This window comes from Bradyrhizobium sp. Tv2a-2, from assembly GCF_000472425.1.
Classification (GTDB): Bacteria; Pseudomonadota; Alphaproteobacteria; order Rhizobiales; family Xanthobacteraceae; genus Bradyrhizobium.
Genome location: NZ_AXAI01000006.1, coordinates 105325 through 130735 on the forward strand (window position 1 = coordinate 105325; position 25411 = coordinate 130735).

General features: G+C 63.8%; 24 protein-coding genes. 13 read left to right on the top strand and 11 right to left on the bottom strand.

Translation table 11 applies throughout. The annotated features are described in order from the left end of the window. Positions 1-34: 34 nt before the first annotated feature. The 5 genes from A3AI_RS0113685 to gph all read right to left on the bottom strand — a co-directional run bounded on the left by A3AI_RS0113685 (position 35) and on the right by gph (position 5036). Complete coding sequence (locus A3AI_RS0113685; RefSeq protein ID WP_024516123.1) at positions 35-1636, bottom strand: TRAP transporter large permease; 1602 nt, start codon at positions 1634-1636, stop codon at positions 35-37. Next, on the bottom strand, positions 1633-2172 hold the full coding sequence (locus A3AI_RS0113690; RefSeq protein WP_024516124.1) for a TRAP transporter small permease subunit: 540 nt from the start codon (positions 2170-2172) through the stop codon (positions 1633-1635). The genes A3AI_RS0113685 and A3AI_RS0113690 overlap by 4 nt, the downstream gene beginning before the upstream one ends. Before the next feature lie 373 nt (positions 2173-2545). Further along, positions 2546-3580, bottom strand: coding sequence for a GTP 3',8-cyclase MoaA (moaA, locus tag A3AI_RS0113695; RefSeq protein WP_024516125.1), 1035 nt, complete (start codon positions 3578-3580; stop codon positions 2546-2548). Positions 3581-3716: 136 nt separating this feature from the next. After that, positions 3717-4190 carry a hypothetical protein gene (locus tag A3AI_RS0113700; RefSeq protein WP_024516126.1) on the bottom strand — a complete coding sequence of 158 codons (474 nt, stop codon included), beginning with the start codon at positions 4188-4190 and terminating at the stop codon, positions 3717-3719. Between the two features lie 156 nt (positions 4191-4346). Further along, on the bottom strand, positions 4347-5036 hold the full coding sequence (gene gph / locus A3AI_RS0113705; RefSeq protein WP_024516127.1) for a phosphoglycolate phosphatase: 690 nt from the start codon (positions 5034-5036) through the stop codon (positions 4347-4349). Positions 5037-5237: 201 nt separating this feature from the next. Between gph and rpiA the strand changes: the two genes are divergently transcribed. From rpiA to gor, 3 genes are read left to right on the top strand one after another with little or no spacing between them, the layout of a single operon-like run. Then, on the top strand, positions 5238-5936 hold the full coding sequence (gene rpiA / locus A3AI_RS0113710) for a ribose-5-phosphate isomerase RpiA (RefSeq protein ID WP_024516128.1): 699 nt from the start codon (positions 5238-5240) through the stop codon (positions 5934-5936). 21 nt (positions 5937-5957) lie between these two features. Next, on the top strand, positions 5958-6491 hold the full coding sequence (locus A3AI_RS0113715; RefSeq protein WP_024516129.1) for a DUF2059 domain-containing protein: 534 nt from the start codon (positions 5958-5960) through the stop codon (positions 6489-6491). 41 nt (positions 6492-6532) lie between these two features. Then, positions 6533-7918 carry a glutathione-disulfide reductase gene (gor, locus tag A3AI_RS0113720; RefSeq protein WP_024516130.1) on the top strand — a complete coding sequence of 462 codons (1386 nt, stop codon included), beginning with the start codon at positions 6533-6535 and terminating at the stop codon, positions 7916-7918. A gap of 218 nt (positions 7919-8136) precedes the next feature. Here gor and A3AI_RS0113725 read toward each other — a convergent pair whose 3' ends face one another. Further along, positions 8137-8778, bottom strand: a complete 642-nt coding sequence (locus A3AI_RS0113725) for a 2-dehydro-3-deoxy-6-phosphogalactonate aldolase (RefSeq protein ID WP_024516131.1) — start codon at positions 8776-8778, stop codon at positions 8137-8139. 14 nt (positions 8779-8792) lie between these two features. Next, positions 8793-9707, bottom strand: coding sequence for a 2-dehydro-3-deoxygalactonokinase (locus A3AI_RS0113730; RefSeq protein ID WP_024516132.1), 915 nt, complete (start codon positions 9705-9707; stop codon positions 8793-8795). Positions 9708-9879: 172 nt separating this feature from the next. Here A3AI_RS0113730 and A3AI_RS0113735 point away from each other — a divergent pair, with 172 nt between their 5' ends. Further along, entirely contained in the window at positions 9880-10059 is a 180-nt protein-coding gene (locus A3AI_RS0113735; RefSeq protein ID WP_024516133.1) for a hypothetical protein, read from the top strand. Between the two features lie 1192 nt (positions 10060-11251). On the opposite strand, the gene A3AI_RS0113745 is transcribed toward A3AI_RS0113735, so the two are convergent. After that, a complete protein-coding gene (locus A3AI_RS0113745) occupies positions 11252-12154 on the bottom strand; it encodes an alpha/beta hydrolase family protein (RefSeq protein ID WP_024516135.1) in 903 nt (300 codons plus the stop codon). A gap of 204 nt (positions 12155-12358) precedes the next feature. On the opposite strand from A3AI_RS0113745, the gene A3AI_RS0113750 reads away from it, so the two are divergent. Genes A3AI_RS0113750 through A3AI_RS0113760 form a run of 3 tightly spaced genes read left to right on the top strand, consistent with a single transcriptional unit; the run spans position 12359 to position 15904 of the window. After that, positions 12359-13747 (top strand): class II 3-deoxy-7-phosphoheptulonate synthase, encoded by a 1389-nt coding sequence (locus tag A3AI_RS0113750; protein WP_024516136.1) that lies wholly within the window; start codon positions 12359-12361, stop codon positions 13745-13747. A gap of 3 nt (positions 13748-13750) precedes the next feature. Continuing rightward, positions 13751-14104 carry a diacylglycerol kinase gene (locus A3AI_RS0113755; RefSeq protein ID WP_024516137.1) on the top strand — a complete coding sequence of 118 codons (354 nt, stop codon included), beginning with the start codon at positions 13751-13753 and terminating at the stop codon, positions 14102-14104. 42 nt (positions 14105-14146) lie between these two features. Further along, positions 14147-15904: an NAD+ synthase gene (locus tag A3AI_RS0113760; RefSeq protein WP_024516138.1), complete on the top strand. Its 1758-nt coding sequence runs from the start codon at positions 14147-14149 to the stop codon at positions 15902-15904. A 109-nt stretch (positions 15905-16013) separates the two neighbouring features. Here the strand turns inward: A3AI_RS0113760 and A3AI_RS0113765 are convergent, their stop codons facing one another. Beyond that, entirely contained in the window at positions 16014-17204 is a 1191-nt protein-coding gene (locus A3AI_RS0113765; RefSeq protein ID WP_024516139.1) for a DUF2865 domain-containing protein, read from the bottom strand. A gap of 125 nt (positions 17205-17329) precedes the next feature. Continuing rightward, positions 17330-17635 (bottom strand): hypothetical protein, encoded by a 306-nt coding sequence (locus A3AI_RS0113770; protein WP_024516140.1) that lies wholly within the window; start codon positions 17633-17635, stop codon positions 17330-17332. A gap of 278 nt (positions 17636-17913) precedes the next feature. Here A3AI_RS0113770 and cysS point away from each other — a divergent pair, with 278 nt between their 5' ends. Genes cysS through A3AI_RS0113790 form a run of 4 tightly spaced genes read left to right on the top strand, consistent with a single transcriptional unit; the run spans position 17914 to position 21823 of the window. Beyond that, positions 17914-19311 carry a cysteine--tRNA ligase gene (cysS, locus tag A3AI_RS0113775; protein WP_024516141.1) on the top strand — a complete coding sequence of 466 codons (1398 nt, stop codon included), beginning with the start codon at positions 17914-17916 and terminating at the stop codon, positions 19309-19311. Next, a complete protein-coding gene (locus A3AI_RS0113780) occupies positions 19311-19820 on the top strand; it encodes a GNAT family N-acetyltransferase (protein ID WP_024516142.1) in 510 nt (169 codons plus the stop codon). The genes cysS and A3AI_RS0113780 overlap by 1 nt, the downstream gene beginning before the upstream one ends. Continuing rightward, positions 19817-21415 carry a citramalate synthase gene (gene cimA / locus A3AI_RS0113785; RefSeq protein ID WP_024516143.1) on the top strand — a complete coding sequence of 533 codons (1599 nt, stop codon included), beginning with the start codon at positions 19817-19819 and terminating at the stop codon, positions 21413-21415. The genes A3AI_RS0113780 and cimA overlap by 4 nt, the downstream gene beginning before the upstream one ends. A 30-nt stretch (positions 21416-21445) precedes the next feature. Beyond that, the gene (locus A3AI_RS0113790) at positions 21446-21823 is read left to right on the top strand and encodes a VOC family protein (protein WP_024516144.1); all 378 of its coding nucleotides are present in this window, start codon (positions 21446-21448) and stop codon (positions 21821-21823) included. A gap of 41 nt (positions 21824-21864) precedes the next feature. On the opposite strand, the gene A3AI_RS0113795 is transcribed toward A3AI_RS0113790, so the two are convergent. Beyond that, positions 21865-22470, bottom strand: coding sequence for an LOG family protein (locus A3AI_RS0113795; protein ID WP_024516145.1), 606 nt, complete (start codon positions 22468-22470; stop codon positions 21865-21867). Between the two features lie 195 nt (positions 22471-22665). Between A3AI_RS0113795 and A3AI_RS0113800 the strand changes: the two genes are divergently transcribed. After that, positions 22666-24618: an ABCB family ABC transporter ATP-binding protein/permease gene (locus tag A3AI_RS0113800; protein WP_024516146.1), complete on the top strand. Its 1953-nt coding sequence runs from the start codon at positions 22666-22668 to the stop codon at positions 24616-24618. Then, positions 24608-25342 carry a phosphatidylserine decarboxylase gene (locus A3AI_RS0113805; protein WP_283807234.1) on the top strand — a complete coding sequence of 245 codons (735 nt, stop codon included), beginning with the start codon at positions 24608-24610 and terminating at the stop codon, positions 25340-25342. The genes A3AI_RS0113800 and A3AI_RS0113805 overlap by 11 nt, the downstream gene beginning before the upstream one ends. Positions 25343-25411 lie beyond the last annotated feature (69 nt).

The following is a 25411-nucleotide window of genomic DNA, read 5'->3' on the forward strand; positions in this document are numbered from 1 at the left end:
GTTTTTTAAGTGCTGAGCGCAACTGCCGAACGGATCACTGCTTCGGTGGTCCCAGATCCAGCGGCGGCAGGTCGATCTGCGGGACTTCGATCTTGACCTTGTTGAGATCGATATTCTGGGGCTTGTCCAGCAGGCCGGTCACAGTGATCGGGAAGGCGATCACGAGCGCGACCATCAACGCCTGCAGGCCGATCCAGGGCATGGCGCCCCAATAGATGTCGGAACTCTTGACCTCCTTCGGCGCCACGCCGCGCAGATAGAACAGCGCGAAGCCGAATGGCGGGTGCAGGAATGAGGTCTGCATGTTGACGCAGAGCATCACGCCGAACCAGATCAGCGCCGGTCCTTCTCCCACCACCGGCCCAAGGATCTTCTGTGCAATCGGCGCGATCATCGGCAGGATGATGAAGGCGATCTCGAAGAAGTCGAGGAAGAACGCCAGGAAGAAGATGAACAGGTTGATGAAGATCAGGAAGCCCCAGACACCGCCGGGCAGGGACGTCAGCATGTGCTCCAGCCACACGCCGCCGGAGACGCCGAGGAACACCACCGAGAAGCAGGTCGAGCCGATCAGGATGAAGGTAACCATGGTGGTGATGCGCATGGTCGTCTGATAGCCCTGCTTGATCAGGTCGCGCAGCTCCGGGATGCGAGCGGCTTCGACGCAGATCCAGGCCACCGCGAAATAGGTAACGGCAAAGGCCAGCTTGAAGATCAAGTTCTCCGTGTAGAGCATGGCGATGACGGTGCCGATGCCAGCCGCGATCACGCCAACGATCAGGATCTTGCTGCCGGTGCGGCTGAAGTCCTTGTGATGTATGGCGGCAAGCACGATGGCGCCGACCGCGCCCATGGCGCCGGCTTCAGTCGGCGTCGCCAGCCCCATCATCATGGTGCCGAGCACGACGAAGATCAGCACCGCCGAGGGGATGATGCCGAGCAGGCATTTGCGCCACAATGGCCAGCCGGTCAGCGTACGCGCTTCTTTCGGCACCGGCGGCACGTGGTCGGGCTTGAAGATGCCGAGCACGAAGGTGTAGCCGGCGAACAGGATGATCTGGAAGATCGACGGGCCCCAGGCGCCGAGATACATGTCGCCGACCGACTTGCCGAGCTGGTCGGCGAGCACGATCAGGACCAGCGAGGGCGGCACCAGCTGCGTGATGGTGCCGGAGGCCGCGAGCACGCCGGTGATGTAGCGCATGTTGTAGCCGTAGCGGATCATCACCGGCATCGAGATCAGCGCCATGGCGATGACCTGCGCCGCCACCGTGCCGGTGATGGCCCCCAGGATGAAGCCGACGATGATGACGGAGTAGCCGAGGCCGCCGCGGATCGGGCCGAACAACTGGCCCATCGAATCCAGCATGTCCTCGGCAAGCCCGCAGCGCTCCAGGATCGCGCCCATGAACGTGAAGAAGGGGATCGCGAGCAACAGCTCGTTGGAGAGCACGCTTCCGAACACGCGGCCCGGAATCGCCTGCAGGAAGTTGAGGTCGAAGAAGCCGAGATGGATGGCGAGGAAGCCGAACGAGAGTCCGACGGCGGCGAGCGTGAAGGCGACCGGAAAGCCGATCAGCATCGCCAGAACCAGGCCGCCGAACATCAAAGGCGGCATCATTTCCAGCGTGATCATTGGGTCGGCCTCTCATACTTGGCGTCGATCGTCACTTCGCCCTTCAGAGCTGCGACGCGCTTGATGACCTCGGAGACGCCCTGCAGCGCCAGCATCACGAAGCCCGAAGGGATGACGAATTTAATGGGCCAGCGGAGCAGGCCGCCGGCATTGCCGCTCATCTCGCCGACCGAATAGGACTGCATGAAGAACGGCCAGGATAGATAGGCGAGCAACAGGCACGACGGGATCAGGAAGAACAGCGTGCCGATCATGTCGAGCCAGAGCTGGCCGCGCTCGGACAGGAAGAGATAGAAGATCTCGACCCGCACATGCTCGTTCCTCTTGAAGGTGTAGGACGCCCCGAACATCACGAGGATCGCGAACATGTACCATTGCGCCTCGAGCCAGCCGTTGGACGAGTAGTCGAAGGCGTAGCGGATCATGGCGTTGCCGGCGCTGAGCAGACAGGCGAACAGCACCATCAGGTTGCAGACATAGCCGATCTTCTCGTTGATCTGGTCGATCGCAGTACTGATTGCCAGCAATGGGCGCATCGTATTCTCCGCGGCGGTGCCGTTATGGGCGCGCGCCGAAAACTGCAATAAGCATCGTTTCGCCACTGCGAGCGGAATTCGCGCAGTCGCGGCTCACCTGTCGGAGCGATTGCAATGACCGTCCCTCCCACATGAAGCTTTCGCCGTCTTGACTACGCGACCCGGCGTAGCGGCCCATCCGGCCCAGCAGGCATCGAAAGCAATCGCACGTAAACCAGCGCGCCTTTCGCCGTCAATCGGAAAATGGGCAAATTGACGCGTCCGCAAGCCGTTGCGGTGCCTTGGTAAATCGGACACGTGGAGGAGGGGGCGTCGCTTCTCCCTCTCCCGCAGGCGACCGCAGGCGGGGCGAGGTGGAATGCGCGGGAGCGCCTCAGCCCCCCGTCACGCTCATATGGCGAGAGACGCTGGGGCGGTTGTGGCGGCGGTCGATGATGAAATCATGGCCCTTGGGCTTCAAGCCGATGGCGCGGTCGATGGCAGTGGCGAGCAGCTCGTCGTCGGCAGAGAGACGCAGCGGCTTGCGCAGATCGGCGGCATCCTCGTGGCCGAGGCAGGTGTGGAGGGTGCCGGTGCAGGTGATACGCACGCGATTGCAGGCCTCGCAGAAATTATGGGTCATCGGCGTGATGAAGCCGAGCTTGCCGCCGGTCTCGCTGACATGGACATAGCGCGCCGGGCCGCCCGAGCTCTCCGCAAGGTCGGTCAGCGTGTATCGCTTGGCAAGGCGCGCACGCAGCACCGAGAGCGGCACATACTGGTCGATGCGGCCTTCGCCGATCTCGCCCATCGGCATCACCTCGATCAAGGTGAGTGCCATGCCCTTGCCGTGCGCCCATTCCATCAGGCTGGGGATCTCGTCCTCGTTCAAGTTCTTCAAGGCGACCGCGTTGATCTTCACGGCCAGGCCCGCGGCGCGGGCGGCCTCGATGCCGGCCAGCACCTTGTCGAGTTCGCCCCAGCGGGTGATGGCCCGGAATTTTACGGGGTCGAGCGTATCAAGGGAGACGTTGATGCGCCGGATGCCGCAATCGGCGAGCTCGGCGGCATGACGCGCAAGCTGCGTGGCGTTGCTGGTCATTGTCAATTCGTTCAACGCGCCGCTCTTGAGGTGACGCGAGAGCGATCGCACCAGCGACATCACGTTGCGCCGGACCAGCGGCTCGCCGCCAGTGAGGCGAAGCTTCTTCACGCCCTTGGCGATGAAGGCCGAGCAGAGCCGGTCGAGTTCCTCTAGCGTCAAGAGATCGGCTTTCGGCAGGAAGGTCATGTCTTCCGCCATGCAATAGAAGCAGCGCAGGTCGCAACGGTCGGTGACCGAGACACGCAGATAGCTGATGGTCCGTCCGTAAGGATCGGTCATCGCGCGCGAGGCGTGGGAGAGAGTGTCAAACGGGGCGTCGGTCATGAAGGAACTCAAGCTGCGGCGGCCGCAAGCCGCTGCGGGCCGCTTCCCATCACCGCAATGTAAGCATCAATACAAGCCCCGACAATCCGACGATTGCCGGATTGAGTCGCGAAGCGTTCACGCTGCGCTGCGAAAGTCAGCGGCTTCCAGGAGGCGGGGCGGCGTTCGAATCGGGGAACGCCGAATCGGCTGGCGCTGCCAGCTTGGGCTTCGTCTTCGGGTGCATCTTGCGTGCCTTGGGCGGCGGTCCCGCCGGCTGCAGTTCTGCGAACACCGGGTTCGGATCGGTCGTGGTGGTGGCGGACGTGGTGAGGTCGCCGGGGTTCTTGACCACTGCTACAGTCACGGTCGCCGGCTGGTATTTGGCGAGGGCGTAGGTCACGGTGAAGCTCGCGTCAGGGGCGGGCACCGAGACCGAGCAGGGGGTCTTGCAGCCAGGTCCCAGCGACGTCTTGGCGTCCGCGCCCGATGGCTGCGACTCCAGCTGGACCTGGATGTTCGGCGGCTTGGATTTGAAATAGTCGCTGAAGGAGGTGGACGAGCAACCACCCAGGCTTGCTCCCGCAAGGGCGCAAGCCCCGGCTAAGGCAGTCGCGATAACACGCCGCATTTTGGTCGATCCGTCACTCTTTGCGGCAAGTTGCCGTAATCCCGCGGCGACCATAGGAGGGTCAAGATAGCGGCGCAACCGCGCGGGAGCGCATCGTTAATTGATGGTTAATGCATACCGGTACGAGAGTCCCGAAACGGAACAGTTTTCAAGGGTTTAGATGTGGCCTGGAACTGCCGAGAGCTCGCCGACGGCCTCCGGCAGATCGCGCATATGGTGGATCAGCCGGTCAGGCTTCAGTTCGACGATGGGAACATCGGTGTAGCCGAAGCTGACCCCGATCACGGGCATTCCGGCGCGGCGGGCGACCCCGATGTCATTGCCGGAATCCCCGACCATCACACTTGAAATGACAGTGCCTCCGGCCTTGGCGACAGTCTGGCGCAGGATGGTCGGATCCGGCTTTGAAACCCCGAAAGTGTCGGCACCGCAGATCGCGGCAAACCGGTCGGTCAGGCCCAGTGCATCCAGCAGCCGCCTGGACAGCCATTCCAGCTTGTTGGTGCAGACCGCAAGCTGGTAACCGCGCGAGACGAGGTCATCCAGCGCCGCTTCCAGGCCCTCGAAGGGTCGAGACGCGTCCGCGATATGGTCGGCATAGAATTCGACGAAATCCGCGGTCATGCGGTTGAGGTCGTCGAAGGTAGCCGCACGTCCCTCCACCTCCAGCCCGCGCTCGATCAACTTGCGGGCACCGGCGCCGATCATGTTGCGGGCCGAGGCCAGGGGAACCGCGGGCAGGCCCTCGCGCGCCAGCACATAATTGAGCGCGGTGATCAGGTCGGGCGCGGTGTCTACCAGCGTGCCGTCGAGGTCGAAGACGATGAGGGGGCAGGACGCAGCCATCCCTTACAGCGCTATCGGTCCCGAGGTGATCACGCAAGGGGCCGGACCCGAATGCCGGGCGAGTGTGGCTTTTGGATTGCACTTATGGCCGCCATTAGCGCTATCCGGCCGGGAAAAACGAGGCTAGATATGCCCGCGCCGGTGCCCGGGGGCGAGGCCGGCGCAAGCTCTTTGGGCGTTTCTGGGGCCGGGTTCTTGAGTATGTCGATGGACGAGTTGAAACGGCAGGCAGCGGCGCGCGCGTTGCAAGAGGTACGCGACGGCATGCGGCTCGGGCTCGGCACCGGCTCGACGGCCAAGTATTTCGTCGAGCTGCTCGGCGACAAGGTCCGCGCCGGGCTTAACGTCGTGGGCGTTCCGACCTCGGAAGCGACCAGGGCTGATGCGCTCCGCTGCGGCGTGCCCCTGACAACGCTGGACGAGATCGACCGGCTCGATCTCACCGTGGACGGCGCCGACGAGGTCGATGGCGCGCTCGATCTGATCAAGGGCGGGGGCGGCGCGCTGCTCCGCGAGAAGATCGTGGCCGCCGCCTCGGATCGCATGATCGTGATTGCCGACGAATCCAAATGGGTGGCGACGCTGGGCCGCTTTCCCTTGCCGGTCGAGGTGATCCCGTTCGGGCTTGCCGCCACCAGGCGCGCCATCGCGCAAGCCTGCGCGGAAAGCGGCGTTTCCGGGGAGATGGTGCTGCGCAAGGCCAAGGATGGCCACGTTTTTGTCACCGATGGCGGCCACTGGATTGTCGACGCCCATCTTACTCGCATACAAGACGCCCGCCGGCTGGCGGGTCTTCTAAGCACCATACCCGGCGTCGTGGAGCACGGGTTGTTCGTCGGGCTGGCCACTCAGGCAATCTTGGCGGGCGCGCAGGGAATACGCGTCATAGATCGGCCTTGAGCCGCAATAGGAGAAATCGGAATGAAGAGCGTTTTCAAAATGTTGCCGGCTGCTTTTGTGGTGCTGGCAGTGGCCGGTCTGCCCGCCTCGGCCCAGCAGGCGCCGGCGCAGCAGCAGGCGCCTACGCTCAAGCCGGGCTCTCCTGCGGCGATCGCGGCGGCCAAGGAAATCCTGGCCATGAAGAACGCCGCCGCGATGTACGCCAACGCCGTTCCGAACATCGTCGAGCGGACCAAGGATACGCTTCTGCAGTCCAATTTGAACTACCAGAAGGATCTCAACGAGGTCGCGGTGATCGTGGCGCAGCGTCTTGCCGGCCGCGAGAAGGAGATCAACGAGGGCATGGCGCAGATCTATGCCAATGAATTTACCGAGCAGGAGTTGAAAGACCTCGTCACCTTCTACAAATCACCGCTCGGCCAGAAGCTGCTGGCCAACGAGCCGCGCGCCATCCAGTTCAGCATGTCCTATATGAACCAGTGGGCGCAGCAATTCGCCGAGATCGTCAACGGCGAATTCCGCGCCGAGATGCGCAAGCGCGGCAAGAACATCTAACCAGCCCAGGAACAGGTCGGGGAACAGGTCGGGGTACGACTATGGCTGATTTCGACGTCGACCTGTTTGTGATCGGAGGCGGTTCGGGCGGCGTGCGCGCCGCGCGGATCGCGGCGGGCTACGGCGCCCGCGTCATGGTGGCGGAAGAATACCGCATGGGCGGCACCTGCGTGATCCGCGGCTGCGTGCCCAAGAAGCTCCTGGTGATGGGCTCGCATATCCGCCATGAGCTCGCCGATGCCGCCGGATTCGGCTGGACCATTGCGAACGCGACCTTCGACTGGCCGACCCTGATCGCCAACAAGGACAAGGAGATCGGGCGGCTGGAAGCGGCCTACACCACCAATGTCGAGAAATCCGGCACCCGCATCGTCAAGACGCGCGCGGTGCTGGAGGACGCGCATGCGGTGCGGCTTGCGACCGGCGAAAAGGTCACCGCGAAATATGTGCTGATCGCCACGGGCGGCGCGCCCAACCACGGCCGCATGATCGAGGGCATCGAGCATGTGATCTCCTCCAACGAGGCGTTTCACCTGGAAAAGCTGCCGCGGCGGATCGTGATCCAGGGCGGCGGCTATATCGCGCTGGAATTCGCCTGCATCTTCGCCGGCTTCGGCTCCGACGTCACGGTGGTCTATCGCGGCGACAACATCTTGCGCGGCTTTGACGACGACGTCCGCGCCCATGTCCGCAGCGAAATGGAGAAGGAGGGCATCTCGATCCTGACCGGCTGCACGGTAGAGAAGGTCGAGAAGTCAGGCGAGGGATATATCTCGCATCTGTCGAGCGGCTCGAGCCTTGCCTCGGACCAGGTGATGTTCGCGATCGGCCGCCATCCGAACGTCGCCAATCTCGGGCTGGAGAACGCAGGCGTCGCCATCAATCCTGCCAATGGCGGGATCACGGTCAACGCCTATTCCCAGACATCGGTGCCGAACATCTATGCCATCGGCGACGTCACAAATCGTGTCAACCTGACGCCGGTGGCGATCCGCGAGGGCCATGCTTTCGCCGACACCGTGTTCGGCAAGCGCGACGTGAAGGCCGACCATGTCGACGTTCCGACCGCAGTCTTCACCCAGCCCGAGATCGGCACCGTGGGGCTGACGGAAACGCAGGCGCGCGCGCAATATAGCCATGTCGACATCTACAAGACCACGTTCAAACCGATGAAGGCGACGCTGTCGGGCCGCGATACCCGCATCCTGATGAAGCTCGTGGTGGACGGCGCGACTGACCGAGTGCTCGGTTGCCATATCGTCGGGGACTATGCCGCCGAGACCATTCAGGCGGTCGCAATCGCGGTGAAGATGAAGGCGACCAAGGCCGACTTCGACTCAACCGTCGCGCTGCATCCGACCGCAGCGGAAGAGCTTGTGACCATGCGGACGCCGACCGCGCGGCACGTGCGGCTGGCGGCGGAATAGGCGCGTCTTGTCTAAAGCGCGATGAGATTCGGTTGAATCATCATCGCGCTTTAGGTCCTTGATTGAGCATGATCTGTTCGGAAAAGCCGCTACACACTTTTCCGGATCATGCTTTTAGAGTGTTTTCGAGCGAAGTGGGGACCGGTTCGCGTGAAGAAAACCCGTCAAAACAAGAATCTAGAGCTCCGGTTCTGATTCAATCAGAACCAGAAATGCTTTTAGCCCGTCGCGCCTTGCACGGCCGCGTCATAGGCGTCGATCGTCATCCTGGCGCGCTCTTTGATGTCTGCTGCGGTCATCCCCGGCTTGTACAGGCTGCCACCAAGACCGAAGGCAAAAATTCCGGCGCTGACATAATCAGAGAAATTCTTGTCCGAGACGCCGCCGACGGCGGCGATCATCAGGTCCGCCGGCAACACGGCGCGGATGGCGGTGATGCCCGCAGCCCCCAGTACGCTGGCAGGAAAAAATTTCAGGCCGGAGGCGCCGCATTTTGCCGCCAGCAGCGCTTCGGTCGCGGTGAAGACGCCGGGCATGGTGACCATACCGCGTGCTCGTGCCCGCGCGATCACGTCCGCGTCGGTGTTCGGCGTCACCATGAGCCGGCCGCCGACGTCATGCAACTGCTCGACGGCCTCGGTGGTGAGCACCGTGCCGGCACCGATCAGCACTTCGGCAGGCGCCATCTTCACCGCGATCTCGATGGAGCGGAACGGATCCGGCGAGTTGAGCGGAATCTCGATCGCGGTGAAGCTGCTCTCGAGCAGCTGGCCCACGATCGCTTGCGTTTCGTCAGGCCTGATGCCGCGCAGGATTGCAACCAGCGGGCGCTTCATCGCGGGGAAGGGAACGTGGCTCATTCGCTGCTATCCTCTTATCTCTTCCAGATCGCCGAGGCGGCCCGGGAGAGGCCGGCCAGCACGGCCTCGTCGGCATCGATCGGCTGCACGGCAACCGAGAGCGTGTCGAACGCCAATCGATAGAACGCCGCTAACCTGCCCGACGCCACCAGCGTGACGCTTCCGCGCGGCATATGCTTCGCAAGCCCCGCGGCAAGTTCGAGCCCGATCAGCGTCCCCGAAATCGTCCCGCGCGCTTCGGCCGGCGTGCCGCCGAACAGGAGCTGGCGCGAGCGCACCCGGAACAGCAGGTTGGCGGCGAACGCAGGGGCCTTGAACGCGGCCACGACGGCGTCCTGGAACGCGCCGCGGTCTTCTGTCGCCTCGGCGCCTGTCAGCGCATGCGACAGGATGGTCTCGCGCGAGATGGCGCTGAAGAGCTCACCAGTCATGAAGGTTGCAAAGCGTGCAACCGTTCCGCTTCTCACCTCGGCCCATTTCGAATGCGTGCCCGGCATGCACACCAGCGCCTCACTCACGGCTTCGTTGCCAAGCGCGCCGAGCAGCTGGGTTTCTTCGCCGCGCATCACGTCCGGCGCGCTTGTGTCGCGTTGCGCGATGCCCGGCAGGATACGGATGTCGCGGGACTGTCCTGATACGCTCACGGCGCCCGCCAGGATCGCATCAAGTGGAGCCGGGGCGTCGACATAGCCGGCTTCGACCCAGCCCTGGCGCGCGCCGGCCATGCCGCAGATGATAACGGGCAGGTCAGGCGCGGCGTCGACAGCTGCAAGATGCGACTGCAGCACGGCGGAAAAGCCGCTTTTGGCCGCCACCGTCATGCCCTCATCGCTGCGCCGCTCAGTGAGCGGCTGGCCGGAGCGGTCTACCAGCCAGAGGCGGAAGCTGCTCGTACCCCAATCGACGGCGGCGTAGGCAGCCTGGTTCATCCCGATCGTCCCATTCCCGTGACATATTGCCGCCGCCCGCGTTGTCCGGGCCGACGAAGATTCGGACGATGTTAGATCGAAGCGGCGGCTTATTCAAAGCCGCCGCTCGTGTCAGGTCCCACGTGCAATTTTCAGGCGTTATGACCGCGTCACGATCGCCCCGGCGCAGGCTTTGGACCAGGTCATCGTTGCAGTGACCCGTTGGATCGTCGGCCTGTCTGCGATCGCCTTCGGCACGCCGTACAACATCCTGATCAACCGGCCCGGCCTGCAAGCGCAGCAGCAAGGACTCAGCGTAGATTGCCAAAGGGCGCGTTCTCTTTGGGCGGGCAGGGCGATGCCTAAGCCCTAGCACCGTTGGTTCAGCTGCGAATATCCGGCAGCTGTGCTGACGCTTGATTGCCCCGAAGGACAATTGCAACCTGCAGCCGGATTGCCTCAAATGGAATCGTGATGGTGGCTTGCGCATCACGCGCTTCCCTCACCGGTGCGGCGGCCCTCGACCCACCCCCTCGGGCCGCCGACGCCGCGTCTGCGGTCATGTACGCGAGCCGTGCAGGCATCGGGGTTCGCTTGGCCACGGCAACGACGGTTGATTTGGATCAATCAGCGGCACCAACAATTCCGTCCTTTTATCGAACATCGAGGGGAACACCGGCATCGCTCTTGGCGTCAGTGTTGACCGTCATTCGCACAGGACCGGCTTGAAACGCCAAAAGCTCGGTTGTGATGCTTCAATCGTTGGGTGAGCGATGCCGCACGTTTGGTACGTTAGTTTCGAAACACACAAACGCGGTCTTTTGCCCAAGCGACGAAATGCGCGCGTTACCAGGACATTTGAAACCGAGACTGAGGCCAAGGACTTCGCACGAGCGAAGTTCGATGAGGGATTGGTCGTCTTCGCCGGTACGCTCAATCCGCATTTGCCGAAACGGCTTATTCCATCGGGCAGCATCCCTCTGTGGCTCGAGGGTGCGCTGCAAGAGCCCAATGACGCTCGCGACGGCGAAAAATAACTCAATGACCTGCGCGGGGCCGAGCGGGCAGCGCTTTGTGCTCGCCGTTTGTTTAGCCCGGGCCGAACTCGGGGGCTTCCTTTTGCCGGATCACCATCCGCACTCATGCGCGCGCTCGCGCAAATTCCTTTTGCGCGGGAGCCCCGGGTGCAGCGGCCGCCACCCGGCCTTGCCTGTGCCCTCATCTTTTGAGGGTGACGATGATGCAAGACTCGGGCGGATGCCGTCGCGAGAACGCGAGCTGACGTCTCTTTCATTATTGCGAGGAGCAAAGCGACGACCGTGTCCGCCGAGGGCGCACTTGCGCGCAGATGGAAGCAATCCAGAGCCGCACGCAGTGCTCTGGATTGCTTCGCTTCGCTCGCAATGACGGACGACGCTGTTTTGAAATTTGAACCGAAATATCCCTGCGCGTCGTCCCGGCGAAGGCCCATAACCACAGGCCGGTGTTTTGCGAAGGTCGTCTGCCACCGGGCCCTACCGAAAGATTCCGCGGTATGGCTCACTGCCTACGCCGAAGCGCCGTTGCTATTCTCCCGCCAGCCATTCCGCCGCCCCACGCCACAGCGTGTCGCAGTGCTCGGGACGGAAAAAACCAAAATGACCGATCTTCTTGGCGCCAAGCTCGGCCGGATTGACCGGGACGATTTCTGCCGCGGCGCCGGAGAGGCCCCTGCAGAGCAGCTCGACCGCCGGCAGCGTCGCCCAGGGATCGTCGGTGAAGGTAAGCGCGCGCAACGCGCCCTTGAAGTTCGGAAAGTTTGGCAGTCCCGCGAGCGTGGCGTCGTCGAACAGATAGCGCGGGCTCATCACCCATCGGGTCCATTGCAGGAACACGCCCTTGGGCAGATCTTCGCCGATGCCGCTGCGGCCGGGCGCATAGCCGAGCAGATAGGTGAGGGGGACGCCGACGAGGCTCATCAGCGCAAACACGCGGTAGCGCTCGGGCGAGGCCATCAGCTTCCAGTAGGCCGCTTGCGCCGAGACGAACAGCGCGCGCGACACCTCGCCATTGTTGGGCAGAAGCCCGAGCGCCTGGCCGCCGAAGGAATGGCCGACATAGGAGAGCGGCAGATCCCGGTAGCGCTCACGCATCCAGCCCACCGCGGCGGTCGCATCGAGCGCGGCCCAGTCGGCCATCGAGGCCTTGAAGCCGGCCAGCGATTTCGGCCGCCTGTTGCCCTCGACCGCGAGGCCCCGGGAACCGCCGATGCCGCGATAATCGTAGGTCAGGACGGCGAACCCAGAATGCGCGAGGTAGCCGGCAAAGCCGCGATAGACCCGACGGGGCGTCGCGGTGGCCGAACTGATGACCACGGCATTGCGCCTGGCGGTGCGGGGCAGAAACAGCGTGGCCGCCAGCGGATAGCCGTCGGTTGCGGGAATGATGATGTCATCGCTTAAGACATCGTCCAGCGTGGCCGTGCTCATTGCGATTTCCCTGCCGGTCTCTCAAGGCGTCCCCGGTCCTGGGGCGTCTTTCGACGTTGCTTGAGCAAAGGAGAATTCAGCTTGTCTCGCAAGGGCTTGTCCCGAAATTTGAAATCGATGGTAGCGGCCCTGCAACAGCCCCTGTATAAGGCGGCGCCTGCAAGTTACGATTAAGTCGCGGTTTTTGCTTGAGGAGTTCACGTGATGTCCGAGCGCTGGTCCCCCGACAGCTGGCGGTCCAAGCCGGTGGTGCAGATCCCCGACTACCCCGACACCAAGGCGCTGGCCGATGTGGAGGCTCAGCTTGCGACGTTCCCGCCGCTGGTCTTTGCCGGTGAGGCCCGCAACCTGAAGAAGGCGCTGGCGCGGGTGGCGGCCGGCGAAGCCTTCCTGCTGCAGGGCGGCGATTGCGCCGAGAGCTTTGCCGAGCACGGCGCCAACAACATCCGCGATTTCTTCCGCGTGTTCCTGCAGATGGCGGTGGTGCTGACCTACGCCGGCGCGGTTCCGGTGGTGAAGATTGGCCGCATCGCCGGGCAATTTGCAAAGCCGCGCTCCTCGCCGACCGAGAAGCTGGACGGCGTCGAGCTGCCGAGCTACCGCGGCGACATCGTCAACGACATCGCTTTCACCGCCGAAGCTCGCGCGCCCGATCCGCAGCGCCAGTTGATGGCCTACCGGCAGTCGGCGGCGACACTCAACCTGCTGCGCGCCTTCGCGACCGGCGGCTATGCCAATTTGGCCAGCGTTCACCAGTGGATGCTGGGCTTTCTGAAGGATTCACCGCAGTCTCGCCGTTACAAAGAGCTGGCTGATCGCATCTCGGAGGCTCTGAACTTCATGCGTGCCTGCGGGCTCGACCTGGAAAGCCATCCCGAGCTCCGCGCGACCGATTTCTACACCAGCCACGAGGCGCTGCTGCTCGGCTATGAGCAGGCCATGACCCGCGTCGATTCCACGACCGGCGACTGGTACGCAACCTCCGGCCATTTCATCTGGATCGGCGACCGCACTCGTCAGCTCGACCACGGCCATATCGAATATTTCCGCGGCATCAGGAATCCGATCGGCCTCAAATGCGGGCCGTCGCTGAAGCCGGACGACCTCCTCAAGCTGATCGACGTCCTCAACCCCGACAACGAGCCGGGCCGGCTGACCCTGATCGGCCGCTTCGGCGCCGACAAGATCGGCGACCATCTGCCGGCCTTGATCCGCAGCGTTCAGCGCGAGGGCAAGGTCGTGATCTGGTCATGCGATCCCATGCACGGCAACACCATCACCTCGACATCAGGCTACAAGACGCGGCCGTTCGACCGCATCCTGGCGGAGGTGAAGAGCTTCTTCGCCATCCACGGCGCCGAAGGCACCCATGCCGGCGGCGTGCATCTGGAGATGACGGGCAAGGACGTCACCGAATGCATCGGCGGCGCCCGCGCCATCACGGATGAGGACCTCAACGACCGCTATCACACGGTCTGCGATCCGCGCCTCAATGCCGAACAGTCGATCGATATGGCCTTCCTGGTCGCCGAGCTGCTGAAGCAGGAGCGGGCAGGCAAGGTGAAGCCGGTGCCGGCGGCCGCGGGGTTTTGAGATTTGGTGCGGTTCTGGCGGGCGACCATCAACTCCTATAACGGCCTGGTCTTCGCGGTCCGCTCCGAGCAGGCCATTCGCGAGGAGCTCGTCGCGCTGATCCTGTCGCTGCCGGCCGCCTGGCTGGTCGGGGCGACGGTGATGCGCGCCGTCGAGCTCGTCGCCACGGTGGTGCTGGTGCTCACCGTGGAATTGCTCAACACCGCGATCGAGAAGCTCGCCGACCGCCTGACCATGGAGCACGACACCAAGATCAAGCATGTCAAGGACATGGGATCGGCGGCAGTCGGAGTCATCCTGATCATGGCCGGCATCTTCTGGCTGTTCGCCATCGCCGAGCGCTTAGGTGTGTTCTAATTCAGCATTGCAGAGGGGGCGGCGCAGCTACACCTTAATTCCATGACCGAACGCACCAACCAGTTCATCATCACGCTCGCCCAGCTCAATCCGACCGTGGGCGATGTCGAGGGCAATGCTGCGAAAGCGCGCGCGGCGCGGGCGAAGGCGGCTGCCGATGGCGCCGATCTTGTCGTCTTCTCCGAATTGTTCATCGCCGGCTACCCGCCGGAGGACCTCGTGCACAAGCCTGCCTTCCAGGCCGCGTGCCGGACAGCAATCGAGACGCTGGCGCGGGAGACCGCCGATGGCGGGCCGGCGATGCTGATCGGCACCCCCTGGGTCGACGACGGCAAGCTTTATAACGCCTGCGCGCTGCTCGACGGCGGCCGCATCGCGGCCATCCGCTACAAGGCGAACCTGCCGAACTACGGAGTGTTCGACGAAAAGCGCCTGTTCGCACGCGGGCCCGCTGCGGGGCCTGTGACCATCAAGGGTGTGCGGGTCGGTGTGCCCATCTGCGAGGACATCTGGCTCGAGGAGTCCGAAGACTACGAGAACGTCGTCGAGTGCCTGGCGGAGACAGGCGCGGAGATTCTTGTGGTGCCGAACGGCTCGCCCTACGCCCGCGACAAAAACGACGTGCGGCTGTCGGTTGCGGTGGCGCGTGTCACCGAGAGCGGGCTGCCGCTGATCTATCTGAATGAAGTGGGCGGCCAGGATGAGCTTGTGTTCGACGGCGCCTCCTTTGCGCTGAATGCCGATCTCTCGGTCGCAGCGCAACTGCCGGCCTTTGCCGAGAATATCACGACCCTGCGCTGGGTCCGCGACGGCGACAGCTGGCGCTGTAGCGCACCGATCACGCCGCTGCCCGAGGGCGACAAGGCCGATTATGCGGCCTGCGTGCTGGGCCTGCGCGACTATGTCCGCAAGAACGGCTTTCCGGGCGTGCTGCTCGGCATCTCCGGCGGCATCGACTCTGCGCTGTGCGCGGCGATCGCGGTGGACGCGCTCGGCGCCGACCAGGTGCGGGGCGTGATGCTGCCCTATCGCTTCACCGCGCAGGTGTCGCTGGACGATGCGGCGAAGCTCGCAGGGCAACTCGGCATCCGCTACGAGGTGCTGCCGATTGCGACAGCGGTGGAGGGATTCGAGGCGATCCTGTCGGACCCCTTTGCGGGGCTGCCGCGCGACATCACCGAGGAGAATCTGCAGGCGCGCGCCCGCGGCACGTTGTTGATGGCGATCTCCAACAAGACCGGCGCCATGGTGGTGACGACGGGCAACAAATCGGAAATGTCGGTCGGTTACGCCACGCTCTATGGCGACATGAACGGCGGCTTCAACCCGATCAAGGACATCTACAAGACCGAGGTGTTCCGCCTCTCGGCGTTGCGCAACGGCTGGAAGCCGCAGGGCGCGCTCGGTCCGTCGGGGGAGGTCATTCCGCCCAGCATCATCACGCGGCCGCCGACTGCGGAGCTGCGCGAGAACCAGACCGACCAGGATTCGCTGCCGCCTTACGACGTCCTGGACGGCATTCTGGAACGGCTGGTCGAGCGCGATGAGCCGCTGGCCGCGATCGTCGCGGCCGGTTTCGATCGCGAAATGGTGGCCCGCATCGACCGGCTTCTGAACATTGCCGAATACAAGCGGCGGCAGGCAGCGCCGGGCGTGAAGGTGACCGGCCGGAATTTCGGCCGCGACCGCCGCTATCCCATCACCAACCGGTTCCGCGACTCCGGCAAGGCGTTACCCGAGCCCGATCAGAGCTTGGTTGCGCGCGCGGGCCGCGCCTCCGCGGAGTCGTTCGACGGCTAGCTTCAACCAGCAGATGACCCTAAAGCATGATCCGGAAAAGTGTCCGAAGAGATCATGCTCAATCAAAGACCCAAAGCACGATGACGATTGAACTCAATCTCATCGCGCTTTAGCGCGCCGGGATAAAGGTCGGTCCCACCGTGCGGATCTGCTTGTTGTCGGAGGCGGGCGGCGTGGTATCGGCGGGCGCCTGCGCGGTCGTGTCGGGGCCGGTGGCCGGCGCGGTCGCCGTCGTCGCGCCCTTCTTGGCGGCAGAGGCAGGCGGCTGCCTGGTCAGCGGCCGCTGCATCTTCTTGGCGCTCTCTTCGGTGACGATGATGTCGCCCTGCTGCTGGGCCTCGGCCTTGTCGTCGACCGACTTCAACGCATCCGCCCAGCTCTGGCCCGGCGCACGGCAGGCGCAGGACGGGTTGAACTCGCTGCGGTAGCGGAAGGCGTTGGGCAGGGCGGTATAGGGCTGGCCATTGACGGACACCGCCTGGTTGATGTCCTCGCCCGGGTTGCGATAGGCGTAGAGGTTCGCTTCGGTGGCCGGGCACAGCGCCTTGCAGCTCTTTTCGTCGTCGGGGAATCGCGCAGGTACGGTTGCAAACGAGATCGGGAAATAACCGCCGTCGCAGGTGCGGACACAGACGGTGCGATAGGTCCCAGAGGGCGGGCCCATGTCGGGGCCGCCCGGCGGCGACATGATGCTGCCGCTCGGATTCGGATTATTGTTGCCGAACAGATTGCTCAGGAAATTGCCGGGACCACCGCCGCCGCCGGCATTGGCAAACTGCGCGTATTGCGGGCCGCAATTGTTCTGGCCGAGCGCGATCAGGACCGAGCGGCGCTGGTTGTCGCGATCTGCACCGAGCCCGCCGCCGCGCAGCCGCTCCAGGCTCGACGTCATCTGGTCGAGATTGGTGCGCATCTGCTGGATCTGGTTGTTGATCGGGCCGCATTGCGCCGACTGGCCGGAGAACAGCGAGAAGAAGCCGGAGGAGTCGCAGCCCATGTGCCGCGCTTGCGCAGTGAGGCGGTCGAGCTCGGACTGCTGCCTGGCAGCGGCATCCTGATAGCGGCGGATCTGCTCATCCTTGCCGGGATCGTTGCTGCCGCCACGGTCGATGGTGGCGAGCTGGGCCTCGAGCCGCGGACAGACCGGGTTGACGGCACCACCGGGTGGCGGCGGTGCGCCTTGCGGACCCGGCGGCGGCTGCATCTGCGCCGATGCAACTCCGCTCAGCAGCACGCTGCTTGCGAGCGCAGCGCAGGCAAGGAACCGTCGGGTCGAGAATGCAGAGAAGAGATGGAGCATATCAGGCCGTCAGAAGGAGTTCGCAGCCCACCGGCCGCAGGCGCCTCCCATAGCCGCTTCTTCCGGCAAGGTCACGTCGTTTCCGCGGCACCGGGGCGGCGCGGAGGATTGCGAAACCAAGCGCTTCAGCGCTGGCAGGTGATGGCGACGTATTCGTTGCAGCCGCCGCGCGGGCAGTGTCCGGCCGCCTTCGGAACCGACCCGGTAACTTCGTCGGGGTCGACGCGGCGGTATGAGGAGGCCTCCGCAAAATCGCGTGATCGGCAGTAGGAGAGCGCAGCATGCGCGCCGCATTTGTCGCCCTTGGCCAGGCACTGGTCGACGCCGTAGCCGTCGGCTTCGTTGGCGATGATGAAGACCTTGGTTTCGGCGCGCGCAGCCGTGGCTCCCATGAGGAGCAGGCACGCAAGAAGCGTGATGAGGGATCGCATGATGCACCGACGAGCGAGGGGACCGCCTTCATTGAATAAGCCTAAATCCCTAAGAATGATTAACCATGGCGGCGGCGAGGATCGTTTTGGAGCCAAAAAAGGCTTTTTCGCGACCCTTGACGCCAAGCCCCCGCTTGCCCCATGGTGGATTCATGAACGGTTTCCTCGCCATTTGCTGCGTTAGCCGCGAGATTATGAGCTAGCTATTCGCTGGCTGAGGCCGTCTTTTCTCAAAAATCTTGAGATTACTGGACGCCCGGCCGGCAGGGACGGGATCCATGGAATTGCGATTCTACGATACGTTTTCGCGGGACAAGCGAACCTTCAAGCCGCTCGATCCCAACATCGTCCGCATGTATGTCTGCGGACCGACGGTCTACGACTTCGCCCATATCGGCAATGCGCGGCCGGTGATCGTGTTCGACGTGCTGTTCCGCCTGCTGCGTCATCTCTATGGCGCGGATCACGTCACTTACGTCCGCAACATCACCGACGTCGACGACAAGATCAACGATCGCGCATGCCGCGACTTTCCGGAACTGCCGCTAAACGAAGCGATTCGGAAGGTCACGGAAATCACCGACAAACAGTTCCACGAGGACGTCGATGCGCTGGGCGCGCTGCGGCCGACGGTCGAGCCGCGCGCGACCGAGCACATCGCGGAAATGCGCGTGATCATCGAAAAGCTCGTTGCCGGTGGCTTTGCCTATGTCGCCGAGGACCACGTATTGTTCTCGCCGCAGGCGATGAATACGGCGAACACGCTGCTGCCGCGCTACGGCTCGCTCTCCAATCGTTCGCTGGACGAGATGATCGCGGGCGCCCGCGTCGATGTCGCGCCGTACAAGCGGGACGCCACCGACTTCGTACTCTGGAAGCCCTCCAAGCCCGGCGAGCCGTCCTGGCCGTCGCCGGCCGGCATCAAGGCGGAGGGTCGGCCCGGCTGGCATATCGAGTGCTCCGCGATGTCGTGGAAGCATCTCGGCGAGCAATTCGACATTCATGGCGGCGGCATCGATCTCGTGTTCCCGCATCACGAGAATGAGCTCGCACAGAGCTGCTGCGCGTTCCACGAGAACCGCATGGCGAATTTCTGGATGCACAACGGCTTCCTGCAGGTCGAAGGCGAGAAGATGTCGAAGAGCCTCGGCAACTTCATCACCATTCGCGATCTGCTGGCGGACTGGCCGGGCGAGGTGCTGCGCCTCAGCATGCTGAAGACGCACTACCGTTCGCCGATCGACTGGACGCTCAAGAGCGTGGAGGAGAGTGCCAAGACGCTCGACGATTGGTATCGCTTCGCCGCCGATGTCCGCGGCGGCGAGCCGGCCGGCGTCGTCATCGAGGCGCTGGCGGACGATCTCAACACGCCGCAGATGATCGCGGCGCTGCACGGCCTGCGCAATAGCGCCCGAAGCGAAGCCGATCGCGGTGCACTCGCAAGCTCGTTGCGTCTGATCGGATTCCTGGGCGAGAGCGCTGAACAGTGGGAAAGCCGGAAGCGCAGCGCGAGCGGCATCGATGTGGCGAAGATCGAGGCCTTGATCGCTGAGCGCACCGCTGCACGTGCGCGAAAGGATTTCGGGGAGTCCGACCGCATTCGCGACGAGCTCGCCGCGATCGGGGTCGTCATCAAGGATTCCAAGGACGGCACCACCTGGGAGGTCGCGCGATGATGGCCCAATCCATGCCAAGACCCGCTCTGCGGCCGTTCCTGCCGGCCGATGTGCCGATGCTGGCGGCGATCTTCGTTGCCGCCATCCAGGAGCTGACCGGTGATGATTACAGCGAGGCGCAGCAGGAGGCCTGGGCCGAGGTCGCCGAGGACGAGGCGGCGTTTGGCAAGAAGCTGGCTGGCGAGCTGACTTTGATCGCAACCGTGCAGAATTCGCCGGTCGGGTTTGCGTCGCTTAGAGGCAATGACCAAATCGGCATGCTCTATGTGCATCCGAGCGTGGCCGGGCAGGGCGTCGGCGCCATGCTGTGCGACGCATTGGAGAAGCTCGCAGGAGCCCGGGGCGCCAAGAATTTGTCCGTCGATGCCAGCGACAACGCGCTCGATTTCTTCAAAAAACGCGGCTATGTCGCGCAACAGCGCAACAGCGTCACGGTAAACGGCGAATGGCTCGCCAACACCACGATGCAAAAGACACTCGGCGACGGAGAGGCGGGGGGACAACAATGAGCCGCGAGCGCCTCTACCTCTTCGACACCACGCTGCGCGACGGCGCGCAGACCAACGGCGTCGACTTCACCCTCACCGACAAGCAGGTCATCGCGCAGATGCTTGATGACCTCGGCATCGACTATGTCGAGGGCGGCTATCCCGGCGCCAATCCGCTCGACAACGAGTTCTTCGCGGACAAGCCGAAGCTCGATCATGCACGCTTCACCGCGTTTGGCATGACGCGGCGGCCGGGGCGCTCGGCCTCCAACGATCCTGGCCTCGCTGCGCTGCTTGAAGCCAGGGCCGATGCGATTTGCTTCGTCGCAAAATCCTCCGCCTACCAGGTGCGAGTGGCGCTGGAGACCACCAACGAGGAAAACCTCGCCTCCATCCGCGACAGCGTTGCCGCCGCAAAAAAGGGGGGCCGTGAGGTCATGCTCGATTGTGAGCACTTCTTCGACGGCTACAAGGAGAATGCCGAGTTCGCTTTGGCCTGCGCCAAGACCGCCTACGAGGCCGGCGCGCGCTGGGTGGTGCTGTGCGACACCAACGGCGGCACCATGCCGCATGAGGTCGAGACCATCGTCACCGAGGTGACCAAGCACATTCCCGGCGACCATGTCGGCATCCACGCCCATAACGACACCGAGCAGGCGGTCGCCAATTCCCTTGCCGCGGTGCGCGCGGGCGCGCGGCAGATCCAGGGCACGCTGAATGGGCTCGGTGAGCGCTGCGGCAATGCAAATCTCTGCTCGCTGATCCCGACCTTGAAGCTGAAGCCGGAGTTGTCCGACCGCTTCGAGATCGGTGTGTCCGATGAGAAGCTCGCGAGCCTGATGGGCGTATCGCGTACGCTTGACGACATGCTCAATCGCGCGCCGAACCGGCATGCGCCCTATGTCGGCGAAAGCGCCTTCGTCACCAAGACCGGCATTCATGCCTCCGCCGTGCTGAAAGATCCGCAGACCTATGAGCACGTCGCGCCTGAGGCGGTCGGCAACCATCGCAAGGTGCTGGTCTCCGATCAGGCCGGCCGCTCGAATGTGATCGCGGCGCTCGATCGCGCCGGCATTCCCTACGACAAGAGCGATCCGAAGCTGACGCGCCTGGTCGAGGAGCTGAAGGAGCGGGAGGCGGCCGGCTTCGCCTATGAATCCGCTAACGCCTCCTTCGAGCTGCTGGCGCGGCGCACGCTCGGTCATGTGCCGGAATATTTCCGGGTCGAGCAGTTCGACGTTAATGTCGAGCAGCGCTACAATTCCAACGGCCAGCGCGTCACGGTGGCGCTTGCGGTGGTGAAGGTCGATGTCGCCGGCGAGCGGCTGATCTCGGCGGCCGAAGGCAACGGCCCGGTCAACGCGCTCGATGTCGCGCTGCGCAAGGATCTCGGCAAATACCAGAAATACATCGAGGGGCTGAAGCTGATCGATTATCGCGTGCGCATCCTCAATGGCGGCAGCGAGGCCGTGACGCGTGTGCTGATCGAGAGCGAGGACGAGACCGGCGAGAACTGGACCACGGTTGGCGTCTCGCCGAACATCATCGATGCCTCGTTTCAGGCGCTGATGGATTCGCTGGTCTACAAGCTGGTGAAATCGGGCGCGCCGGTATGATATGAGCGGAATAGGCGGAGAAGCCTTCCCATGATCGACCACATCTCCCTCGGTGTCGCCGACCTCGAACGCGCCGCGCGCTTCTATGAGCCTGTGCTTGCCTCACTCGGCCTGTCGCGTCTGGTGACGCGGCCTGCGACCGTCGGCTTCGGCAAGAGCTATCCGGAGTTCTGGATCAACCTGCGCGCTGGCATGGCCAAAGTGGCGCCGGAGAGCGGCATTCATATTTGCCTGCGCGCACGCACCACCGCCGAGGTCGATGCCTTTCATGCCGCAGCGCTCGCTGCCGGCGGCACCTCCGATGGCCCACCCGGCCTGCGCCCGCACGAGCGCGTCAAATATTACGCGGCATTCGTGCTAGACCTCGACGGCAATCGCGTCGAGGCGGTGACGTTTCCGGCAGAGTAATTCAACGAACAGCCAGCGCCTTCGCTGGGACGACGAGAGGTCTACAGCTTGCGCGCGACTTCCGGCGCCATCTCTTTGGCGCTGTCAGGGATCGGCGCGGCCGCGGAGCGCAGCTTGGGAAGGATCTCCTCGACCCGCTCGGCTTTCAGGATCTCGACTGCAAAACCCTGGCGGATGAATTCGGTAGCGCGCATATGCGCAAGCAGGTCGAACAGCGGCTCCCAGAAGCCTTCGATATTGGCGAGCAGCACGGGCTTGGAATGCCGTCCGAGCTGTTGCCAGGTCAGCTGTTCCACGAGCTCCTCCAGCGTGCCGACGCCGCCGGGCAGCGCCACGAAGGCATCGGAGCGCTCGAACATTAACCGCTTGCGCTCATGCATGTCGGGCGTGACGACCATCTCCTGGACCCGGCTCAACGCATTCTCGCGCATGGTGAGGAAGTCCGGGATGATGCCGGTGACCATGCCACCATGGTCGAGCACGGCAGTTGCCAGCGCACCCATCAGGCCGACCGAGCCGCCGCCATAGACGAGGCGGATGCCGTTCTCGGCGAATGCCTTGCCCAAGGCCTTGGCGGCTTCAATGTAGCTGGGATTGGTCCCGGGGCCGGATCCGCAATAGACACAGACGGTATTGATTTTGGTCATATTGGCGATGTGGCACTGCAGCGTAAGGGCGTCAAGTCGGAATGATTCGCAATCGTGGTTGATTCTAGCTGTAAATAGCGGCGAAGCGCGAAAGAATTGCCGGGCTTGAGACTGTACGGAGCCTGCAAACATTCTATATGAGCTGCGCATGAACAAGGCAGCACGATCCCAGGTGATTCCCCAGGCTCAGGTTTGATGGCCCACCCCAACCCGTCTCCCCACGCTGGCCATGAGCTGCCTGCTACCCCAAGTTCCGCCGAGCAGGCGACCCTGATCGGGACGCTGGCGCATCTGTGGCCCTATATCTGGCCGAGCGACCGTTCCGATCTGAAGATGCGGGTTGTCTGGTCGTTCGTGCTGCTTCTGGTCGCCAAGCTTGCGACCCTGGCGGTGCCCTTTACCTTCAAATGGGCGACCGATGCGCTGACGGGGAAGGGCAGCGCGCCCGTGCTCGCCTCCGACTGGCTGGTTTGGATCATCGCCTCGCCCCTGATCATGACTGCGAGCTATGGCGGCGTCCGCGTCGTGATGGCGGTGCTCACGCAATGGCGCGACGGTATCTTCGCGCGGGTGGCAATGCACGCCGTGCGCAAGCTCGCCTACATCACCTTCGTCCACATGCACGAATTGTCGCTGCGCTTTCATCTGGAGCGCAAGACCGGCGGATTGACGCGTGTTCTCGAGCGCGGCCGCAACGGCATCGAGACCATCGTGCGCATGGTGATCCTGCAGCTGATCCCGACCATCGTCGAGGTCACGCTGTTGATGGCCGTGCTGCTCTGGGTGTTCGACTGGCGCTACGTGCTCGCCACGCTCTGCATGGTCGTGGTCTATATGTACTACACCTACAAGGCCACCGAGTGGCGGATCGGCATCCGCCGCAAGATGAACGATTCCGACACCGAGGCGAACACCAAGGCGATCGACTCGCTGCTCAACTACGAGACCGTCAAATATTTTGGCGCCGAGGCGCGCGAGGCCGCCCGCTACGACCGTTCGATGGAACGCTACGAGGACGCCAGCGTTCGCACTTATACGTCGCTTACGATGCTCAATGCGGGGCAGGCGGTGATCTTCACCATCGGCCTGACCACGACCATGCTGATGTGCGCCTATGGCGTCCGGCAGGGCCGCAACACGGTCGGCGACTTCGTCATGATCAACAGCATGATGATCCAGCTGTATCAGCCACTGAATTTCATGGGCATGGTCTATCGCGAGATCAAGCAGGCAATTATCGACATCGAGAAGATGTTCGGCGTGCTGGCGCGCCCACCGGAGATCGAGGATGCGCCCGGCGCCAAGCCGCTGGTGGTGAGCGCGGGCAGCGTGCGCTTCGAGGACGTGAGATTTGCCTATGAGCCGGAACGGCCGATCTTGAAGGGCCTGAGCTTCGAGGTGCCCGCCGGCAAGACCGTTGCCATCGTCGGCCCCTCCGGCGCCGGCAAGTCGACGATCTCGCGGCTCCTGTTCCGCCTCTACGACGTCTCGGCAGGCCGCATCCTGATCGATGGACAGGACATCAAGGACGTCACGCAGGCTTCGCTGCGCGCCGCGATCGGCATGGTGCCGCAGGATACCGTGCTGTTCAACGATACCATCCGCTACAACATCCGCTACGGCCGCTGGGATGCGAGCGACGCCGAGGTCGAGCAGGCTGCGCGGCTTGCGCAGATCGATGCACTGATCCGCATGGCGCCGAAAGGTTACGAGACTCAGGTCGGCGAACGGGGGCTGAAACTCTCCGGCGGCGAGAAGCAGCGGGTCGCGATCGCGCGCACGGTGTTGAAGGCGCCGCCGATCCTGGTGCTGGATGAGGCGACGAGTGCGCTCGACAGCCACACCGAGCATGAGATACAGGGAGCGCTCGACCGCGTCTCCCGCAACCGAACCTCGCTCGTGATTGCTCACCGCCTGTCCACCATCGTCGCCGCCGACGAGATCATCGTGCTCGACCAGGGCCGTATCGTCGAACGCGGAACCCATGGCGCGCTTTTGGTAAAAGGCGGGCTCTATGCCAGTATGTGGAACAGGCAGCGCGAGGCGGAAGCCGCGCGCGAGAAACTGGCGCAGATCGACGACGAGAACGACGCGCCGAACCGCGTGCCACAGCCGGTGGACGATGTGATCGCCACTGCTGCGGAATAATCTTCTCAGGACAAGACTTGCGCCCATGTCGATTGCCAACTCCATCCGCGGGCAAATTCCGCCCATCCATCCTGAAGGCTATCCCTTCATCGGCGGCTTTGCGCTCGCAAGTCTGGTGCTGTTCTGGCTATGGACGCCGCTGGGCTGGATCGGGACGGTGCTCACGGTCTGGTGCGTGTTGTTCTTCCGCGATCCGCCGCGGGTCACCCCATTGCGCGACGGCCTCGTGGTGGCGCCCGCCGACGGCCGGGTGTCCATGGTGACGGATGCGCTGCCGCCGGCGGAGTTGGGGCTCGGCAACCGGCCGCTCCCGCGCGTCTCGATCTTCATGAGTGTGTTCAACTGCCATGTGAACCGCAGCCCGGCCGCGGGCAGGGTCGAGCGCATCGCCTACCGGCCCGGGATCTTCATCAATGCCGAGCTCGACAAGGCGAGCGAGGACAATGAGCGCAACTCGCTGGTCATTGCGACGTCCAACGGCCGCATCGGGGTGATCCAGATCGCCGGCCTCGTGGCTCGCCGTATCGTGTGCTTTGTCAAGGAAGGGCAGCCGATCGGCGCCGGCGAGCGGTTCGGTCTGATCCGGTTCGGCTCGCGGCTCGACGTGTTCCTCCCCGAGGGCACCAAGCCGCTGGTCGCCGAGGGCCAGACTGCGGTCGCAGGCGAAACCATTCTGGCGGATTTCAGGCTGAGCGATAACGGCCGCTCGTACCGGACGGATTAACCATCCCCCTTTGCGGCTTAAGTGCCGATTGGCGACGATGGCGCCGGCGTGCGGCCGTTGCTATATCTT

What these genes read in the sequence shown, in the direction of transcription:
- A3AI_RS0113685 (WP_024516123.1), bottom strand. Translation starts at nt 1,636, where the DNA reads ATGATCACGCTGGAAATGATGCCGCCTTTGATGTTCGGCGGCCTGGTT.
- A3AI_RS0113690 (WP_024516124.1), bottom strand. Translation starts at nt 2,172, where the DNA reads ATGCGCCCATTGCTGGCAATCAGTACTGCGATCGACCAGATCAACGAG.
- moaA (WP_024516125.1), bottom strand. Translation starts at nt 3,580, where the DNA reads ATGACCGACGCCCCGTTTGACACTCTCTCCCACGCCTCGCGCGCGATG.
- A3AI_RS0113700 (WP_024516126.1), bottom strand. Translation starts at nt 4,190, where the DNA reads ATGCGGCGTGTTATCGCGACTGCCTTAGCCGGGGCTTGCGCCCTTGCG.
- gph (WP_024516127.1), bottom strand. Translation starts at nt 5,036, where the DNA reads ATGGCTGCGTCCTGCCCCCTCATCGTCTTCGACCTCGACGGCACGCTG.
- rpiA (WP_024516128.1), top strand. Translation starts at nt 5,238, where the DNA reads ATGTCGATGGACGAGTTGAAACGGCAGGCAGCGGCGCGCGCGTTGCAA.
- A3AI_RS0113715 (WP_024516129.1), top strand. Translation starts at nt 5,958, where the DNA reads ATGAAGAGCGTTTTCAAAATGTTGCCGGCTGCTTTTGTGGTGCTGGCA.
- gor (WP_024516130.1), top strand. Translation starts at nt 6,533, where the DNA reads ATGGCTGATTTCGACGTCGACCTGTTTGTGATCGGAGGCGGTTCGGGC.
- A3AI_RS0113725 (WP_024516131.1), bottom strand. Translation starts at nt 8,778, where the DNA reads ATGAGCCACGTTCCCTTCCCCGCGATGAAGCGCCCGCTGGTTGCAATC.
- A3AI_RS0113730 (WP_024516132.1), bottom strand. Translation starts at nt 9,707, where the DNA reads ATGAACCAGGCTGCCTACGCCGCCGTCGATTGGGGTACGAGCAGCTTC.
- A3AI_RS0113745 (WP_024516135.1), bottom strand. Translation starts at nt 12,154, where the DNA reads ATGAGCACGGCCACGCTGGACGATGTCTTAAGCGATGACATCATCATT.
- A3AI_RS0113750 (WP_024516136.1), top strand. Translation starts at nt 12,359, where the DNA reads ATGTCCGAGCGCTGGTCCCCCGACAGCTGGCGGTCCAAGCCGGTGGTG.
- A3AI_RS0113760 (WP_024516138.1), top strand. Translation starts at nt 14,147, where the DNA reads ATGACCGAACGCACCAACCAGTTCATCATCACGCTCGCCCAGCTCAAT.
- A3AI_RS0113765 (WP_024516139.1), bottom strand. Translation starts at nt 17,204, where the DNA reads ATGCTCCATCTCTTCTCTGCATTCTCGACCCGACGGTTCCTTGCCTGC.
- A3AI_RS0113770 (WP_024516140.1), bottom strand. Translation starts at nt 17,635, where the DNA reads ATGCGATCCCTCATCACGCTTCTTGCGTGCCTGCTCCTCATGGGAGCC.
- cysS (WP_024516141.1), top strand. Translation starts at nt 17,914, where the DNA reads ATGGAATTGCGATTCTACGATACGTTTTCGCGGGACAAGCGAACCTTC.
- A3AI_RS0113780 (WP_024516142.1), top strand. Translation starts at nt 19,311, where the DNA reads ATGGCCCAATCCATGCCAAGACCCGCTCTGCGGCCGTTCCTGCCGGCC.
- cimA (WP_024516143.1), top strand. Translation starts at nt 19,817, where the DNA reads ATGAGCCGCGAGCGCCTCTACCTCTTCGACACCACGCTGCGCGACGGC.
- A3AI_RS0113790 (WP_024516144.1), top strand. Translation starts at nt 21,446, where the DNA reads ATGATCGACCACATCTCCCTCGGTGTCGCCGACCTCGAACGCGCCGCG.
- A3AI_RS0113795 (WP_024516145.1), bottom strand. Translation starts at nt 22,470, where the DNA reads ATGACCAAAATCAATACCGTCTGTGTCTATTGCGGATCCGGCCCCGGG.
- A3AI_RS0113800 (WP_024516146.1), top strand. Translation starts at nt 22,666, where the DNA reads ATGGCCCACCCCAACCCGTCTCCCCACGCTGGCCATGAGCTGCCTGCT.